We start from the raw sequence: 16,888 nt of genomic DNA on the forward strand, positions 1-16,888 counted from the left end.
GTGCCTTTCCAAATCGACAGCCTGCCGGCGCCGATCCGCACCGCTGCAAAGCTGCCGCCATCCGGGCTGCCCGGTTTGCGGCCGGAATTTTCCCGGCTGGTCACCGCCCCCGGACCGGACGGTGACCGCACCTGGCACCTGCTGGACAACGGACCCGTGCTTGCCGCGGCAGGGGTGACGCCCAGGCTGACCCTGCTGTGCGTGCACGGAAACCCGACGTGGTCCTACTTGTGGCGGAAGCTGGTCTCCGCAGCGGCCGATGCGCCGCAGCACGCGGTTCGGGTGATCGCGGTGGACCAGCTGGATATGGGATTCTCCGAACGCACCGGTTCGTCCCGGTCCTTGCCGACCAGGATTGCGGACCTATCGGCGCTGACCGGGCAGCTCGGCATCGATACCCAAGTCGTCACCGTCGGCCACGACTGGGGTGGTGTCGTCTCGCTCGGCTGGGCCGTTGATCACCCCGATCAGTTGGCCGGCGTCATCCTGACCAACACAGCGGTTCATCATCCCGCGGGCGAACCAATTCCGGCACCGCTGCGTCTCGCGCTGGCTAAGGGCGTGCTGCCTCGCGGAACCGTCACCACACCGGCGTTCTTGCAGACGACGCTTGCACTCGGCCACCCGGCCTTGTCACCCGAGACCAAAACGGCCTACTCGGCGCCCTACCCGAATTCCGCGCAGCGGGGCGGAATCGGCGCCTTCGTCGCCGATATCCCGGTCAATGACAGCCATCCCAGTTTTGCCGAGCTGGACCGGGTCGCCACCGGCGTGCGTGAGCTTACTGTTCCGGCGCTTCTGCTGTGGGGGCCGAAAGATCCGATCTTCGACGACCGCTACCTTCGCGATCTGATCGCACGACTGCCGCACGCCGACGTGCACCGCTTCGAGGGTGCGGGGCATTTGCTGGCCGAGGATGTCGATATCGCCACACCGATCCTTGACTGGCTGGCCGAAGGGTTGCTCGCCGCGCAACCGTGCGGTCGGGAAGCGACGGCCGAGGCCGGCTCCGGGCCGTCCGCCGAACCACTCTGGGCCCAGCTCGAGCAACGCGCCGATGATGATTCGACCGCCTTCGTCGAGATGGCGCCGCCAGGGCTGAAGCGCCGCCGGGTGGTCAGCTGGCGGCGGCTGAACGACCAGGTACTGGCGCTTGCCGCTGGCCTGCACGCAAGCGGTGTGCGGCCCGGGCACCGCGTCTCGCTGCTGGTGCCTCCGGGTGCCGACCTGACCGCGCTGATTTACGCCTGCCTGCGCATCGGCGCAATCGTGGTCATCGCCGACGCCGGCCTGGGCGTAAAGGGTCTGAGTCGCGCCGTCCGTGGCGCCGGCCCCGATTACATTGTGGCGATTGCGCGTGGCCTTGCCGCGGCGCGCGCCTTCGGCTGGCCTGGGACGAAGATCTCGGTCGAGCCGCTTAATCAGACCACCCGCAGGGCCCTGGGGGTCGAGCTGACCCTGCCGGACTTGCTCCGCCGAGGCATCGATGCCGAGCTTCCTGCGCCGCCTGCCGCCGACGTAACCGCCGCGATCCTGTTCACGTCCGGCTCGACCGGACCGGCAAAGGGCGTCGTCTACACCCACCGGCAGCTTGAGGCAATGCGTGACGCGCTGGCCGGCCGCTTCGACATCGGCCCCGGCACCGGGTTGGTCGCGGGCTTTGCGCCGTTCGCTCTGCTCGGCCCGGCGCTCGGCGCAACCTCCGTCAGCCCGGATATGGATGTGACTGCGCCGCGCACGCTCACCGCCCGCGCGCTCGCCGAAGCCGCACAGGCGGTCGAGGCCACCGTTGTCTTCGCCGCGCCCGCTGCGCTTCGGAACGTACTGGCCACGGCCGGGGATCTGGATCACACCGGGCGTCGAGCGCTGGAGCAGGTACGGATTGTGCTCTCGGCCGGCGCGCCAATTCCGGAGCCGCTGCTCACCCGGATGGCGGGGCTGACACCGAACGCCAGCCTGCACACGCCCTACGGCATGACCGAGGCACTGCTCGTCACCGACATCAGCCTTGACCAGATCCGTGCGGCGGGCAGTTCGGAGGGCGTATGCGTTGGTGAACCTGCGGGACCGGTGCAGGTGGCCATCGCAGCATTCGACGCCGAGGGCGTGCCGTCTGCGGAGCTGACCAACAGCCCCGGCGTGAGCGGTGAAATCGTGATCAGCGCGCCGCATATGAAGGATCACTACGATCGGCTCTGGATCACCCAGCGGCTCAGCGCCGCAAATCCGGGCTGGCACCGCACCGGCGATATCGGACACCTCGACGGCGATGGGCGGCTCTGGGTCGAGGGACGCCTGGCCCACGTCATCACAGCGCCTGACGGAATTCACACCCCGGTCGGCCCGGAACAGCGCATCGAGGCTCTGGATCAGGTGGGCAGCGCAGCCGTCGTCGGCATTGGGCCACCCGGCGCACAGCAGGTCGTCGTCATAGTTACGCCGGCGCGGGGTGGCACGGCTCGCCGGCCCAGATTGGCTCTGCCCGGCCGCCGGCCCAGGCTGGCCGGGACCACCCTCGCTGCCCAGGTGCGCAAGGCGGCAGGTATTCCGGTAGCCGCTGTATTCGTGCTGCCACAGCTGCCCACCGATATCCGGCACGACTCGAAGATCGACCGCGCGCGACTTGCCGCCTGGGCGGATCGGGTGCTTGCCGGCGGCAGGCTGACCCGACCATGAGGGTCCTGGTCACCGGCGCCAGCGGGTTGCTTGGCGGTGCGGTCGCGACTCGGCTGGCAGCCGCGGGACACCGGGTGCGAACCTTCCAGCGCAGCCCAGCCGGACTGGCGGGGATCGAAGATATCAACGGTTCCGTCACCGACGTCGAAGCAGTCTTGGCGGCAGTGGACGGTTGCGACGCCGTCGTGCACCTGGCCGCCAAGGTATCTTTCGCCGGAGAGCTGAGAGAGTTCGAGGCGATCAATATCGACGGCACCAATAACCTCCTGACCGCCGCACGCCGGGCCGGCGTCACCCGCTTCGTCATGGTGTCGTCGCCGTCGGTGGCGCACGCAGGCTCATCGCTGGTCGGGGTCGGCGCGGAACCTGCAGACCCGGAGCGAGCGCGTGGCCATTATGCCCGCACCAAGGCCAGCGCCGAGCTGCTCGCACTCGCGCAGGACTCGAACTCCCTTTCCGTCGTGGCGGTCAGGCCACATATCGTCTGGGGCCCGGGCGACACCCAGCTTGTGGCCCGGGTGGTGGATCGGGCCAGCCGGCATCGGTTACCGCTGCTGGATCACGGAACGGCGCTGATTGACACTACCTACATCGACAACGCAGCCAGCGCCATAGTCGCAGCATTGGAACGCGCCACCGTGGCCCACGGGCAGGCGCTGGTTGTCTCGAACGGCGAGCCGCGCCCCGTGGCCGAGCTGATCGCAGGGATTTGCGCAGCTGCCGGCGTGCCGGCCCCGGCGTGGCGGGTTCCGGCATCGGCGGCTCGCCTTGCCGGTGGCGTCGTGGAACGAGTCTGGCAGGTTCGCCGCGGCCAGGACGAACCTCCAATGACCCGGTTCCTGGCGGAGCAGCTATCCACCGCACACTGGTTCGACCAACGACGGACCCGCGAGGTGCTTGACTGGCGCCCGGAAGTATCGCTTGACCAGGGCTTCGAGCGTTTGGCCCGAAGCTACCGCTAGGTCCGACTGCGGCTTTGGTGGCCGAGACTTCGCTTTGGTGCCGATTCGTTGGTTTTTTCGCGCGATTCGACCACAAACCCTCGATTCACCCGAAGACCGCCAGTAGCAGCGTCAGTCCGCCCAGCAGCGGCAGCAAAACGGCATGCGCACCCAGCACCGTCCGGAAAATCGCCGCTCGCTGCAGCTTTGTCGTCATTGCTGAGCGACCTGGCAGTCCGCGGTTCGCCAGACCGGCGGCAAAGATGATCTTCGGCGGAGCCGCCATCGCGAGCGCGGAAGCGCTGACGTTTTGCGCAGCCAAGGTGACAACCGGATCGATGCCCAGCGCATGCGCGGATGCGGAAGCACTTGTGGACAGCATTGCGCTCGCCCCGGTGTTCGAGCCCGTGATGAAGCCACTCGCGGCGCCGATGAACGGCAGCAGGAAGAGGTAACCGGCGCCCATCCCCGCCACGTAGGTTGCCGCATAAGCGCTCATTCCGCTACCGGTCAGGATCGCGCCGAGCAGCAGGAACGCCGCCGTGGAGAGTCCGATTGGCCGCCACATCCGCAACACTGTCGGCAGCAGGCCGGCGTAGATCGAGCGGTCGGCACCGACCAGCATGGGCGCCAGGGCCGCGGTCACCAGCAGCCAGAACGCCGGGCTCCGCAGTGCGTCCCACGGGCCGGCTAGGCCGAAGATCGTGGTTACCACGCTGGTCAGGAGCAGGCCGAGGATCAACACGGCGTAAGGAAGAAGTGCCCGGCGCACCGGCCATGGAAACTCCAGCGGCGCCTGCAGCCTCGATCGCAACAGCACCAAGATGACTGCAGTCAACGAGGCAACTACCCCGGCGAGCGGCGGGCTGAGGAAGGCATTGACCGCGAGCAACACCAGCCACATCGCCAGGCTGACAACGACGGCTTCGGCCAGGTGACCGGTGACTCCCTTTCGTCCCAGGCCGACGTAAAGAGCCGCGAGCACCATGACCAGCAGCACCGGCAGTGTGAGCAGAGCCGTGTGCAGGCCGAGCGAGCTGAATTCGACGTCGCCGAGCCGGGCCGAGATCAGCAGGCCAGGGGCGAGGGATCCCCAGGGAACCAGGACCAGACCGAGCAGCCCGATGACTGCCGAGCGCGTGGCCGAGAAACCGACTCGGCGCAGAATCGGGATCGCCACGATGATGCCAAGCCCGAAGCCGGTCACTGATTCCGCGAACGGCGTGACGCCCAGTACCAACAGGATGACGGCACGTCCCTGTGCGGGGCAGACCGAGAGGATCCAACCGCTGATCTTCTCCTGCGCGCCGGATCGGCCGAGTACCTCCGCGAGGGCGATGCCGCCGAGGACGATCAGCAGAACCTCCGCGAAGGACGGCCCGAGCGAGCCTGCGACGGCTGCTGCCTGCGGACCGGATACCGGAAACCACAGCAGGCTGATAATGACGGCGGCAAAGCAGGAGCCCAGCGCGGCCAGCGTCGGGTTGATCCGAAGGGCAAGCAGCACTGCGGCCAGGCCGATGGGCGCCGCAGCCGCGAGAGCCAGCCATCCGCTCATGACACGGAAGGAGCGGCGTGGAGAATCGGCAACGGCTTGGTCCTTCATCGATTGAAAGGCAGCGGGCATCGCCACGCTCGCCTTTAAGCGGGCGCCTTCATGCTACCGAGTGGCCGCGGGCGGGAGTGCCGGCGCGTTCTCCCGTCACTCACCCGCGGACTCGTGCACGACCTGCCCGCCTACCATGGTCAGCCGTGGCCGGATCGCCGACAACTCCCGCGCCGGCGTATGCAGCGGATCGCGGTCGAGCACCACGAGGTCGGCCGCCTTGCCGATCTCGATGCTGCCGGTCAGGTGGTCGAGCCTGTTCGCTCGGGCGGCACCAAGGGTGTACGCGTGCAGTGCCGACTGGACACTGATCGCTTCGCCGGGCAGCAACGGCTCGGTTTGGGACCGCTCATCCGCGGCATGCGGGTCGGCCACCGGGGCGGTCCGATTCACAGCCACGTGAATGCCCCAGATGGGATCGGGGCTGGACACCGGCCAGTCGCTGCCCATCGCCAACGCCACCCCGGCGTCGGCCAGTGCCCGGAAGGCGAAATGCTGACTGCGCTGGGCATCGTCCAGGTACGGCAGCTTTGTCTCGACCAGAACCGGATCCTGTCGGGCCCACAACGGCTGGATATTGGCAATCACGTTCAGCTGCCGCATCCGTAAGACGTCCGAGCGGTCGATCAAATCGATGTGCGCGATCTGGTGCCGGCTGTCCCATTCCCGACTGGCGGAGGCCTCGATCGCGTCCAGGCATTCCCTGACGGCGCGATCCCCGACTGCATGCAGGTGGATGTCGAAACGCTCCCGGTCCAGCCGGCCCACGATCTCGGTCAGGGCGGCCGGCTCGATGAAGCTCATCCCATGGTTGCCTGGCTGCCCGCGGTACGCGTGCAACACCGCCGCGGTCAGGTTCTCGCAGACTCCGTCCTGCATGATCTTGATGGCGGTGGCCTGGAACCGTCGATGCCCTGCGGCCTTTCGCCGGGCGGCGAGCTCCGGGATCTGTTCCAGACCGGCGTCCCGATCCCACCACAATGCCGCGGTGACTCGCGCGGTCAGTTGTGCTCGATCGTCCAGGTCACAGTAGAGCGGGAACGTCTCCGGTATGCCCAGCGCCTCCCCCACTGCGGCGTCCTGCCAGGCGGTGATGCCCAGCGAGTGCAGGTAGGACTGGGCGGAGAGCAGCGCCTTCTCCAGGTCGTTACCCTCCGGCGGCGGGATCAGCCGGGTCACCAGCTCGGCCGCACTCTCGGCCAGCATGCCGGTCGGCTGGCCGGCATGATCGCGAAAGATTCGTCCGCCAGCCGGATCAGGCGTAGTGGAAGTGATGCCGGCCCGTCGCAAGGCTGCGGAATTCACCCAGGCGCCGTGGGCGTCATGACTGACGAATACGGCCGGCCGGTCACCAACCAGGGCGTCCAGTTCCAGACGATCGGGGAAGCCGCCTTCGAAAACGTCGCCGTACCAGCCGGCGCCCTGGATCCACTCACCCGCGGCGTGAGCGGCATAGCGTCTGATCACCTGGCGGTAGTCGTCCAGCGAGTGCCACTCGCTGAGGTCGCACTGCAGCTGTTGCAGGCCGCCGGCGACCGGATGGATGTGCGCATCCTGGAATCCAGGCAGTAACGCCGACCCGCGCAGATCGACGATCTCGGTATGAGACGCCTTGACCTCGGCAACCTTGCTCGCACCCACCGCCACGATCCGGCCGTCGGCTACGGCGACGGCATCGGTTGTCGGAGCCTCCGAGTCCATGGTGAGGACCGGGCCTCCGTGGAAAATCCAGTCGGCCCCCGTCATCCCTGACCTGCTTCCAGCAGCGGATCCGGAGCGCTGGGAGCGATCCGGACCAGCCGCGGCCAAACTCGGGCGAGCAGGATGTAAAGCCCAGCACTGACCGCAAATCCGACCAGCCACGCGATGTCGAGGCCGTCCATCGCCGCAGCGACCGGGCCGACAAAGATCGTCGTTGACATGAACGGAACCTGGACCAGAACTCCAACGACGAAAACAATCATCGCTCCCGGATTCCATCGGCCGTAGCGGCCGCCGTCGGGTGCGAAGAAGTCATCGATCGCATAATCAGCGCGTCGGATGAGGTAGTAATCGACCAGGTTGACCGCCGACCACGGAATCAGCAGGTACAGCAGGATGCTGAGGAAGTTGAAGTAGGAGCTGGCGAAGCTGGTGGCTGCGGCAAACGCGATCGTCAGCCCGACCACGTGCAGCGCCAGCGTGGCGATCAGCCTTGCGCGCATCATCGGACGCCAGCCGCGGCGGAACGTTTCGATCAGGGTGAGCAGGCACAGGCAGCTGCAGTAGACATTGACGGAGTTGCCTGCGCTGGCCGCGAGGGCGAACCCGAACAGCACGATGGCGGCCAGGACCGGGCCGAGCAGGCCGCCGAGCCCCGCCATGGTGTCCGCATTGTCGACCGCCAGGCCGACGACCGCACCGAGCACCATCAGCAGAATACTGCTGAGCACGCAGCCGGTGTACGAGCCCCAGAACGCTCCGCGGGTGCCGGTGTCGCGTGGCATGTACCGCGAATAGTCCGAAACATATGGGGCATAGGTCAGCTGCCAGACCACCCCGATCGCCACCATCGCGAAGAACCCGGTCAGGCTGAACTCACCTTTTCCCAGGTACTGGGTGATGTCCCCGCCGACGGCGAGTGCGATGAAGGAGATCAGCACGAGGGCGCCGACAACGTAGGAACTCCATGCGGTGACGGCCCGCACCAGGGTGTACCCGAAGACCGACACGACGAGGCTGAACAACGTGCACAGAATTAACATCAGGTTTCCGCTGGCTCCGGGGAGCACTGCTGTCAGCGAATCGGAGGCCACGACAAGGTTGGACGAGAAGTAGCCGATGAACATCACTGTGGCGATCAGCACGATTATTGCCGCCCCGTAAGAACCGAACTGCCCCCGGGCCTGCAGCATCTGCGGCACACCCATCCGTGGTCCCTGTGCCGCGTGCAGCGCCATCCCGATCCCACCGACTCCGTGTCCGATCAGGATCGCCAAGACCGACCAGCCGAGCGGCAGGCCGAGCAAGGTGGTGGCGGTGGCGCCGGTGACAACCGTCAGCGGCGTCATGTTCATGCCGAACCAGATGGCGACAAGTTCACGGGGCCTGCCGTGCCGTTGCCCCACAGGGATCGGCGCGATGGTTTCCTTCTCCATCGCGAAGAGCTGAGCGCGTGTTTCGGCCATGACGGCCTCCTTGGGTGGTAGGGACTAGCCGAACTGGATCCAGGTGGTTTTCATTGCGGAGTAGTTATCCAGAGCGTGCAGCGATAGGTCTCGCCCGAAGCCGGACTGCTTGAACCCGCCGAACGGGGTGGTGACACCGAGCGCGTCGACAGTGTTGACCGATACGGTGCCGGCCACCAGTTGCCCGGCGACCCGATGCGCCCGCGAGAGGTTCGACGTCCATACCGAGGCGGCCAGGCCGTACGGCGTCGAGTTGGCGATGCCGACCGCCTCGTCCTCGGCATCAAAGGGCACCACGGTGAGCAGCGGCCCGAAGACCTCCTCCTGCAGGAGCTGGTGGCTGGCCTGCAGCCCGCCGACGATGGTCGGCGTGATGAAAGCCTGGGAGCCGTTGATCTCAAGTCGGTCCCCACCGTGCAGCAGATCGCCGTCGACCCGGCCCTTTTGCACGGCCGCCCACACGTCCTCGGCGTGCTCAGCGCTGACCAGGGAGCCGGTTCCGGAGGCAGCCGAGAGCGGGTCGCCTGGCAGGTAGTCCCCCGCAGCCTCGATCAGAAGTTCCACGAAGTCGTGGTAGATCGAACGCTCGACCAACAGCCGGGAATTCGCCGAGCACACCTCCCCCTGGTTATAGAAGGCACCGAAGGCCGCCTTTGTCGCGGCGGCGGCAAGATCCTCGGCATCGGCGAATACCAGGTTGGCGCTCTTGCCACCGGCTTCCAGACTCAGCCGTTTCAGGTTGGACGCTCCGGCGTAGCCCAGCAGGCGTTTTGCCACGGCGGTCGACCCGGTGAAGGAAAGTGCGTCGATGTCCGGGTGCAGGCCGATGGCCTCGCCGACGCTGCCGCCGGGACCGGGCAGCACGTTGAGCACTCCGCGGGGCAGGCCGGCCTGCAGGGCCAGGTCCGCCAACCGCAGCACGGACAGCGATGACTGGGCGGCGGGTTTGAGCAGCACGCTGTTGCCCAGTGCCAACGCGGGAGCGAGTTTCCAGCCGGCGATTTCCAGCGGGTAGTTCCAGGGCACGATGGCGCCGACCACGCCGACCGGCTCCCGGGTCACCATCGCCACCGAACCGGGCGGAGTGCTGGGGATCTCGTCGATGAGCTTGTCGATGGCCTCGGCGTACCACCGGAAGGTGGCCGCGGTGCCTTGCACGTCGACGGCGCGGGCCTCGGCGACCGGCTTGCCCATCTCCAGGCTGTCCAGTAACGCCAGCTCGTCGCCGTGCTCATCAAGCAGGTCGGCAAGCCGGCACAGCACCGCCTTGCGGTCTTCGGCTGCGGACCGGCTCCAGTCGCCATCCTGGAATGCCCGTCGAGCGGCGCGTACCGCACGGTCAACGTCGTCGGCATTACCGGAGACGACGTCGGCAAGCGGCTGGTTCGTCGCCGGGTTCACGCTGGTGAATGTGCGGCCCGCGGCAGCGTCAGCGCGTTCGCCGTCGATGACGGCCCGGCCATCGATGTTCAGACGGCCGGCCAGCTCGGCCCAGTTCGGAGCGCCCCCGGATGACGTTGGGCCGCCGGACGGCACCACGTCGGCACGCTGCTGCTCGTCGAGGTTACTCACCGCAACACCCTCCTTCGTCGGCACGGCCTTCATCAGCGCAGTGCTTCTTTGGCCGCGGGGTGTCCAGGGTCGGGTTCTCGTCGAAGAAGCCGTGCGGCTTGAGCTTGAAGCCGCATTTGTCCACCGGCATCACCGGCCAGTCCTCCGGGCGCGGAAAATGCGTCAGACCGAATGTGTGCCAGAGCACGATGTCGGCGTTGTCTACGTTTCGGTCCCGCTGCACCCAGGAGGTGAGCGTGTCGTTGCCCGGGTTCTGATTGACGTAGGTTCCGGAGGGGAATCGCTCATGCTCGGCGTACTGCGTCACCCAGAGGTGCCTGGTGGTGAAGCCGGCCCGTCGTGCGATCGACGAGTCGTCGTCGGCCAGCAACGTCGGCTGGCCCTCCGGGTAGAGGGTGTAGGCGACCGGCTTCCCGACCGCGTTGGTCACCGACGGGTTGACGATCTGCCACACCCTGGCCCGGGAGTTGTCAGCCAACCGGGCGGCCTGACTTTCTGTGGTCAGTCGGGTCTGCTGCCGGGTGAAGGCATTCCCGTACCGGTTGCCCGGGCCGATCGGCACCCGCTTGGCCTCCACCTCGTCCACCGCATTGTGCTCACCGTCCACGGTCATGTCCAGCCGAGCGGAGAACAGGTGCTGGTGGTAAGGGGCGCCAACGCCTGGCGCTATCTCGCTGGCCCACGGGTACTCCGAGCCGTCGGCGGTACGCGGGTAGGAGGACGCGAAGACTACGCCTGTGGCCTTGCATTCAAGTTCGATCGCGCCGTCCAGGTACAGGTACCAGTAGAAACCGTAGTCGTAGTTGCCCACGGTGATGAAGAACGAGACCACCAGCCGACGGGAGCGACGCACGTCCACCGACCCGGTGTATTCGTCGCTGTGCTTCCACAGCACGCCATCGTCTTCCTCGTGCATGCAGATCGCGTTCTTGATGGTGCGCGGCTTGCCGTCGTCGTCCGCGAGCACCGCGTCGAAGTACCGGATCTCGCCCAGGCAGTCGCAGCCCAATTCGAGGGAGTTAGCCTCCTTTCCCAGCGAGTACTCGCCGGCGTCGAAGTAGTTCTGCCAGAACCGCACAGGGCTCGGGTCTCCGTAGGGCACCACCATCTCGGCGATCGAGGCCCGGTAGATGATCGGCCGCACCCGGTCACCGTCCGAGAAGCCGATCTGGTGCAGTACGAGGCCTTCCACCGGGTCGAAGCCGATCCGGAAGCGCCAGTTCTCCCAGCTGACCACGTCGTCATCGACGGTGAAGCTCGGGCCCTCAGGCTGAGTGATCTCGATTGGTTTCTGGGTGGTGCGCGGCTCCGGCAGCCCGGCGTCCTTGTGGAAGTTATAGCTGCGCTGTGGCAGGTCGAAGACGCCGTCGTCGATCAGGTCGATCACCTCTCCGGTGATCAGGTCCAGGTAGGCCACCACGCCGTCGATCGGGTGCGCCCACGCATTGTCGTCATCGTCAAGCTGCAGGAAGGACAGACACCGGGTGATCCGCCGTCCCTCCTCACCGGGGATGTCGAAACAGCCCGCGCTCAACGCTGAGATCCGCACCAGTGAGACGTCGGTGATGCCGCGACGTTCCATCGCCGCCACCCAGCCCGGGTCCTGGCGCAGCAGCCGCTCCACCAGCTCGAACTCCTCGGCGATGATCGGCGGTTGGCCCTCCGCGGTCACATCCACCGTGCGGGTGCTGACCAAACGCCGTTCGGTCAGTGACACGATGACCTCGGTGACCTCACCCGTGCCGCGGTCCATCAGGACGGTGCCGACCCGCCGGTCGATCAGTGGTTTGTCGTCGGAGTTGTCGAAGCCGAGGACGGCGGGTTTCGCCGGTTCCGCCAGACTGACAAGCATGAACCGGGTGCCGGCGTTGAGCAGGCCGGCCTGCTCCACTACCTCCCGATTCGCGGTGAGTTCGTCCGCGGTCAGCCGGCTGAGCGGATGAGTAGTGGCGGCGGTCTTGGGGTCGGTGGCGATACTCACGAAACTTCCTTTTCGACGATGTCGTTGACGTTGATTTTCGGATGGCGGTTCCGGACCGGTTTGCCGAGCAGGTACCCGACGAGGCCGAGGATCAGCAGCGCGACCAGGGTGCCGACGGTGAATAGCTCGAAGGTGGGCTGGCTGACGCCCCAAATCTCCTGGAAGTCGTAGTCCAGCCCAAATAGGCGTTCCAGGGTGCCGGGGAACACGGCAACCCACGATCCAAGCAGAACCCAGGCGAAGCAGAGGATGCCCATAGCCCGGAACCCGGCGTTACCGACCGGGACCCGGAAGGGACGTTCGACATCGGGGTAGCGGGTGCGCAATCGGATGGCGGCCGGGATCACAAACAGGTAACTGAGCAGGAATGTGGAGATCGAGATCGTCAGTACCACCCCGAAGACCGACGCGCTGGAGCCGGTCACCTGCATAGCAACGAGCATGAACACGGTGGACACAACGCCGGAGAGGCAGTTCACCCGGACCGGGGTGCCCAGCCCGGCGTGAAACTTGCCGAAGAAGCCGCCGAAGAACGCGCCGTCGGCGGCAGCCATGGCCTGCATCCGATCGCTGATGATCATCCAGGCCGATCCCTGGCTCATCAGCGCGATAACGAACATCACCGCGGTGATGAACAGCATGACCGGTCCTGCCGCTCCGTAGACGCTGTAGACGGTGTTAACCGCCTCGAGCAGGCCCCCGATGCCGGTGATCTGGTCCGCCGGGACAACGAGCAGGATTGCCAGAATCGGCAGCAGATAGCAAGCTGCGGCGATGCTACAGGCGCGGGCGATGCTGATCGGCACGTCGCGCTTCGGGTTCTTCATCTCGCCGGAAGCGCTATTGGTCGATTCGAACCCGAGGTAGGAAAAGAGCAGTAATGGCGTCACTCCGAGCAAGCCGGCGAGGGTTGGGCTCAGATCGGCGAACTTGAAGTCGACGACGCCGTGGGTGAACGCGTAAATGACGGTGGTGATCAGGAAGAACCCGAGGAAGGCCACCTTGAGCACGGCCCCCATGGTGGGGATCCATTTTCCTTTGCTCAGCGAGATGATGGCCGCGAATACGGTGATCCAGATGAAGATGATCTTGAACACGTAGTCACCCACGGAGCCGGTGGGCAGCGGGGCGATGTAATGGTCCCAGCTTTCGGCGGCCAGAAACGCCATCGAGCCACCCACCCATACCGGCTGGGTGACCCAGGTGAGTAGCGCGGTCAGCGCCGCCACCGGCCGGCCAAATGCTTGCCTGGTCCACAGGTAGACGCCGCCTTCGCCGACGAACGTGCTGCCTATCTCGGCGAAGATCAGGCCGTACGGAATCAGGAAGAACACGGCCAGGATCAGTGCCCAGGTGAATGTTTCCCTGCCGAAGGCCGACACCTGCCCGAGAACTTCCAGGCCGACGACGGCGGCCACGATCAGGAACAGAATGTCGAAGCGTCCCAGCGTCTTCTTCAGATGCCTGGTCTGCTCCTGGGCAAGGACTGTCGATTCGTCGCTTCTCATGGCCACTCACTCCCCTTTCGGATGCCGACCCTCACGGACGACAACTCTCGGTTCGGCCCCTCGCAGGCGTCGCTTCCGTAGGCGTCGCTGCCGCCTTAGAAGGTCACCGTTTGGCAGTTCTTTGAGACGTAGCTCATATAATTGCGCGTTAGACTGCTGCGAGGGAAGACTTCGCGCAGAAGCAGAGGGCGTTATTTTTTGATGGCAGTCATCGATAATTGTGGCAATGGCTAGACCGAGGAATCAGACGGCGCGGCGCAGCCAGATCGTTCACGCCGCGATGACGGCGATTGCTACCCGCGGACTGGCCGGTTTGCGGATCAAAGACGTCGCCCAGAGCGCCGGTCTTTCCGCCGGTTCAGTGAGCTACTACTTCAGTGAGCTGGACGATCTGGTCCGCGAGGTACACCGGCACGCTGTCGATCGGTTCTACTGGGAGCGACTGCGGGAGGCCGAGGCGTGCGCCGACCCACGGCAGAAACTGGTCCGTGCGCTGCGCAGTGGGCTTCCGCGAGCCGACGGCGACCTGGAGTACCGGGTGTTATGCGAAATGCATGCCCAGGCGTGCCGCGACCAATTTCACGCCCAGCTCATGTCGAACCTATTCAACCGTGAGGTTTCGCTATACCTGCCGATCCTGACCATGGGCGCACAGCACGGTGTTTTCGAACTCGCCGCGCCCGAGCTGACCATCTCCCGAAACCTGGTCGCGCTCGAGGACTCATACGGATTGCACCTACTGGGTGGGCTGTCTCTTAGCCTCGAAGAGGCCTACGGCCTGCTGATCAGCTATGCCGAAGCCGCCACCGGCACCCGGCTCGAGGTGGAGGTGGGGTGAGGATGACCCGGATGTCGTCAGCTCGCTGCCACCAACGACACGTTCACTCCCTCGCACAACACCGCAAGCCATTCCAAACGGAAGCAGGCCACAAGCTGAAAAGCCTGTGACCTGCATGCACACTGTTCATCTGACTACCAGAATGTCGGAGCCTCCTAACAGAATCGAACTGTTGACCTTCTCATTACGAGTGAGACGCTCTACCGACTGAGCTAAGGAGGCATGCGGGCGTTGAACCCACGGCGTCTAACTCTATAAGAGCCGCTGTTGTCGGTCAAAACGGGCTCTGATGACGCCGGAACAGAGCTGGGAAGGCGATCGGGCCCTTCATAGCCAAGCCAGGACACACACCCGGCAAGTCAGGGCTACTTGGCAGCCTTCTCCAGCGACTGGTGGAATACCTCGATGTCGGTTTCCAGCGACTTCACTATCTGCAGGAATCGTTCTGAGTCGTCTTCGTTCTCATCGACATCGATCAGGAAAACGTCACGCAGGCCGAGCAGGATCCGGTGCTGCGCCCGAGTCAGCTTCTGGCTGGTGTACTCGAAGTTGTCCTCGAGGTAATCCAGCAACTCCTCGGTCAACTCTGCGGCTTTGTCATACTCGCGCCACACCGCATCCACCCACGCGGCAACGGCGTCCCGCACCTCGTCGTCCTCGATTCCCAGCAGCGCGTCGACGACGTCGGCGACCAGACGAATACGGAAAATCGGGGTATAAAGCTCAGATTCAAAATCGATAGGCACGTCTGTGAAGGTACCACTGACCAGCCGGATCACGAACGTCGGCTACTCACGCCCGGTCAGGTAGGACGATCTGCTTCTGCGTGCCCCACTGTCTGCGCCGCGCCGTAGTGTGGTTTCCGTGTATCTAGTGTTGGGCCGGCACCCGCAAGCAGACGGTCGGCTGCAGCTGTTCGACGTCGACGACTCGCTTACGGTTCTGGCGTCCACCGAGCTCGATCCTGCCGAGCTGCCCGCCGTCACGGCACTCCGAGCACCCGCTGCTGCCCGCTGGGTTTGGGCGAACACTGCGGAGTGGTACCCGATGTTGCTGCGGGCCGGAATCAGGATCGATCGGTGCATCGACCTGCGGCTGACCCATGCGATCCTTCGTCGCTCTGAGCTGTCGGCACGGTCAAAACTCGCCACCGCGGATGACGGCCGCTGGGATATGCCGGTGGTGGTCGAGGAAGCCGATCAGAAGCTTTCGCTTTTCGATGCCGACCGCTCGGCTGACGAGTTGACCTCCGACGATGTGCTGCAAGAACTCAGGCTGCAACATGAGGCCATCGAGGAATCGCTAGACCCCCGTCGTCTGAAGCTGCTGCTCGCTGCCGAATCGGCCGGAGCACTGATCGCTGTGGAGATGAAGCACGACGGACTGCCCTTCAACGCCGATGTTCACCACAAGCAGCTCACCCTCGCGCTTGGCCCGCGGCCGCAGTTCGGCGGCCGACCGGAGAAGTTGGAACACCTCGCCCGGCAAATCCGCGCGCTGCTCGACGCACCCCGGCTGAACCCCGATTCCGCCATCGAACTGCTGCGAGCGCTCAAGCGCGCGGGCCTCGACGTTTCGACGACGCGGCAGTGGGAGCTGGAGCGACTGGAACATCCGGTGACCACGCCGCTACTGGAGTACAAGAAGCTCTCCAGGCTGTTGACCGCGAACGGCTGGGCCTGGATGGATGCCTGGATCCGCGACGGACGATTCCACCCTGACTATGTACCCGGCGGCGTCGTCACCGGTCGATGGGCGACGCGCGGCGGTGGCGCCCTGCAATTGCCGAAGCAGATCCGCTCGGCCGTTGTTGCGGACCAGGGCTGGAAACTCGTTGTGGCAGATGCCGCGCAACTTGAGCCCCGCGTGCTTTCCGCCATGTCACACGATGCGGCGATGGCATCGGCAAGCCTGGGCAAGGACCTGTATCAGGGGCTCGTGGACAACGGCGTGGTCGACACCCGCGCGCACGCGAAACTGGCGATGCTCGGGGCTCTCTACGGATCGACGACCGGCGAAAGCGCACAGCTGATGCCGCGACTCCAGCGGGCATATCCGGCAGCCATCGGCATGGTTGAAACCGCGGCGCAGACCGGCGAGCGGGGAGGGATCGTCTCGACCTGGCTCGGCCGGAGCTCACCACCGCCGGGTAGCGGCTGGAATCAGGTGCAGCAGAAGGCATCAGATCCGGATGCAGGGCCGGCCGATGAACGACGGGCCCGATCCCAGGCACGCGAGCGCGGCCGGTTCACCCGGAACTTCATCGTCCAGGGTTCCGCTGCCGAGTGGGCCCTGTGCTGGATGGCCAACCTCCGGCAACGGCTGGCCTCGCTGCCGACCGCTGATCTGGCCGCCCCATGGAATTCCGGCCGGCCACACCTGGTGTTCTTCATGCACGACGAGGTCATGGTGCACACCCCGGAAGACCTCGCCGAAGACGTGCACACCGCGGTACTGGCCGCCGCGAGGGACGCCGGGCGGCTGATGTTTGGCACGTTCCCGATCGATTTCGCCCTGCAGGTCGCCGTAGTGGACAACTACGCTCAGGCGAAGTAGTCGTTGCACGCCAGGCCGAGGCCGCACGTTCGACGCTAGGATC

At 65.7% G+C, this 16,888-nt stretch carries 11 protein-coding genes and 1 tRNA gene; 4 read left to right on the forward strand and 8 right to left on the reverse strand.

Features of this window, described 5'->3' with window-relative positions; translation table 11 throughout:
- Both LWF01_RS13080 and LWF01_RS13085 read left to right on the forward strand, forming a co-directional pair.
- Nucleotides 1–2,676 (forward strand): alpha/beta fold hydrolase, encoded by a 2,676-nt coding sequence (locus LWF01_RS13080; RefSeq protein WP_432761959.1) that lies wholly within the window; start codon nucleotides 1–3, stop codon nucleotides 2,674–2,676.
- Entirely contained in the window at nucleotides 2,673–3,638 is a 966-nt protein-coding gene (locus LWF01_RS13085; protein ID WP_349637811.1) for an NAD-dependent epimerase/dehydratase family protein, read from the forward strand. The genes LWF01_RS13080 and LWF01_RS13085 overlap by 4 nt, the downstream gene beginning before the upstream one ends.
- Before the next feature lie 85 nt (nucleotides 3,639–3,723).
- Here LWF01_RS13085 and LWF01_RS13090 read toward each other — a convergent pair whose 3' ends face one another.
- From LWF01_RS13090 to LWF01_RS13115, 6 genes are all read right to left on the reverse strand, one after another.
- Complete coding sequence (locus tag LWF01_RS13090) at nucleotides 3,724–5,244, reverse strand: L-lactate permease (RefSeq protein ID WP_349637812.1); 1,521 nt, start codon at nucleotides 5,242–5,244, stop codon at nucleotides 3,724–3,726.
- Between the two features lie 75 nt (nucleotides 5,245–5,319).
- Nucleotides 5,320–6,969, reverse strand: a complete 1,650-nt coding sequence (locus LWF01_RS13095) for an amidohydrolase (protein WP_349637813.1) — start codon at nucleotides 6,967–6,969, stop codon at nucleotides 5,320–5,322.
- Nucleotides 6,966–8,390, reverse strand: a complete 1,425-nt coding sequence (locus tag LWF01_RS13100) for a purine-cytosine permease family protein (RefSeq protein WP_349637814.1) — start codon at nucleotides 8,388–8,390, stop codon at nucleotides 6,966–6,968. The genes LWF01_RS13095 and LWF01_RS13100 overlap by 4 nt, the downstream gene beginning before the upstream one ends.
- Nucleotides 8,391–8,414: 24 nt before the next feature.
- Nucleotides 8,415–9,962, reverse strand: a complete 1,548-nt coding sequence (locus LWF01_RS13105; protein ID WP_349637815.1) for an aldehyde dehydrogenase family protein — start codon at nucleotides 9,960–9,962, stop codon at nucleotides 8,415–8,417.
- On the reverse strand, nucleotides 9,955–11,943 hold the full coding sequence (locus LWF01_RS13110; RefSeq protein WP_349637816.1) for a primary-amine oxidase: 1,989 nt from the start codon (nucleotides 11,941–11,943) through the stop codon (nucleotides 9,955–9,957). The genes LWF01_RS13105 and LWF01_RS13110 overlap by 8 nt, the downstream gene beginning before the upstream one ends.
- Entirely contained in the window at nucleotides 11,940–13,451 is a 1,512-nt protein-coding gene (locus tag LWF01_RS13115; RefSeq protein WP_349637817.1) for an APC family permease, read from the reverse strand. The genes LWF01_RS13110 and LWF01_RS13115 overlap by 4 nt, the downstream gene beginning before the upstream one ends.
- A 226-nt stretch (nucleotides 13,452–13,677) precedes the next feature.
- On the opposite strand from LWF01_RS13115, the gene LWF01_RS13120 reads away from it, so the two are divergent.
- Entirely contained in the window at nucleotides 13,678–14,289 is a 612-nt protein-coding gene (locus LWF01_RS13120; RefSeq protein WP_349637818.1) for a TetR/AcrR family transcriptional regulator, read from the forward strand.
- 149 nt (nucleotides 14,290–14,438) lie between these two features.
- Here LWF01_RS13120 and LWF01_RS13125 read toward each other — a convergent pair.
- Together LWF01_RS13125 and LWF01_RS13130 are read right to left on the reverse strand one after the other, a co-directional pair.
- Nucleotides 14,439–14,511 (reverse strand) — tRNA-Thr (locus LWF01_RS13125).
- A 143-nt stretch (nucleotides 14,512–14,654) separates the two neighbouring features.
- A complete protein-coding gene (locus tag LWF01_RS13130) occupies nucleotides 14,655–15,035 on the reverse strand; it encodes a hypothetical protein (RefSeq protein ID WP_349637819.1) in 381 nt (126 codons plus the stop codon).
- 118 nt (nucleotides 15,036–15,153) lie between these two features.
- Between LWF01_RS13130 and LWF01_RS13135 the strand changes: the two genes are divergently transcribed.
- Nucleotides 15,154–16,845: a bifunctional 3'-5' exonuclease/DNA polymerase gene (locus LWF01_RS13135; protein WP_349637820.1), complete on the forward strand. Its 1,692-nt coding sequence runs from the start codon at nucleotides 15,154–15,156 to the stop codon at nucleotides 16,843–16,845.
- Nucleotides 16,846–16,888: the final 43 nt, after the last annotated feature.

The sequence above is a fragment of the Saxibacter everestensis genome (assembly GCF_025787225.1).
In the GTDB taxonomy this organism is placed as follows: domain Bacteria; phylum Actinomycetota; class Actinomycetes; order Actinomycetales; family Brevibacteriaceae; genus Saxibacter; species Saxibacter everestensis.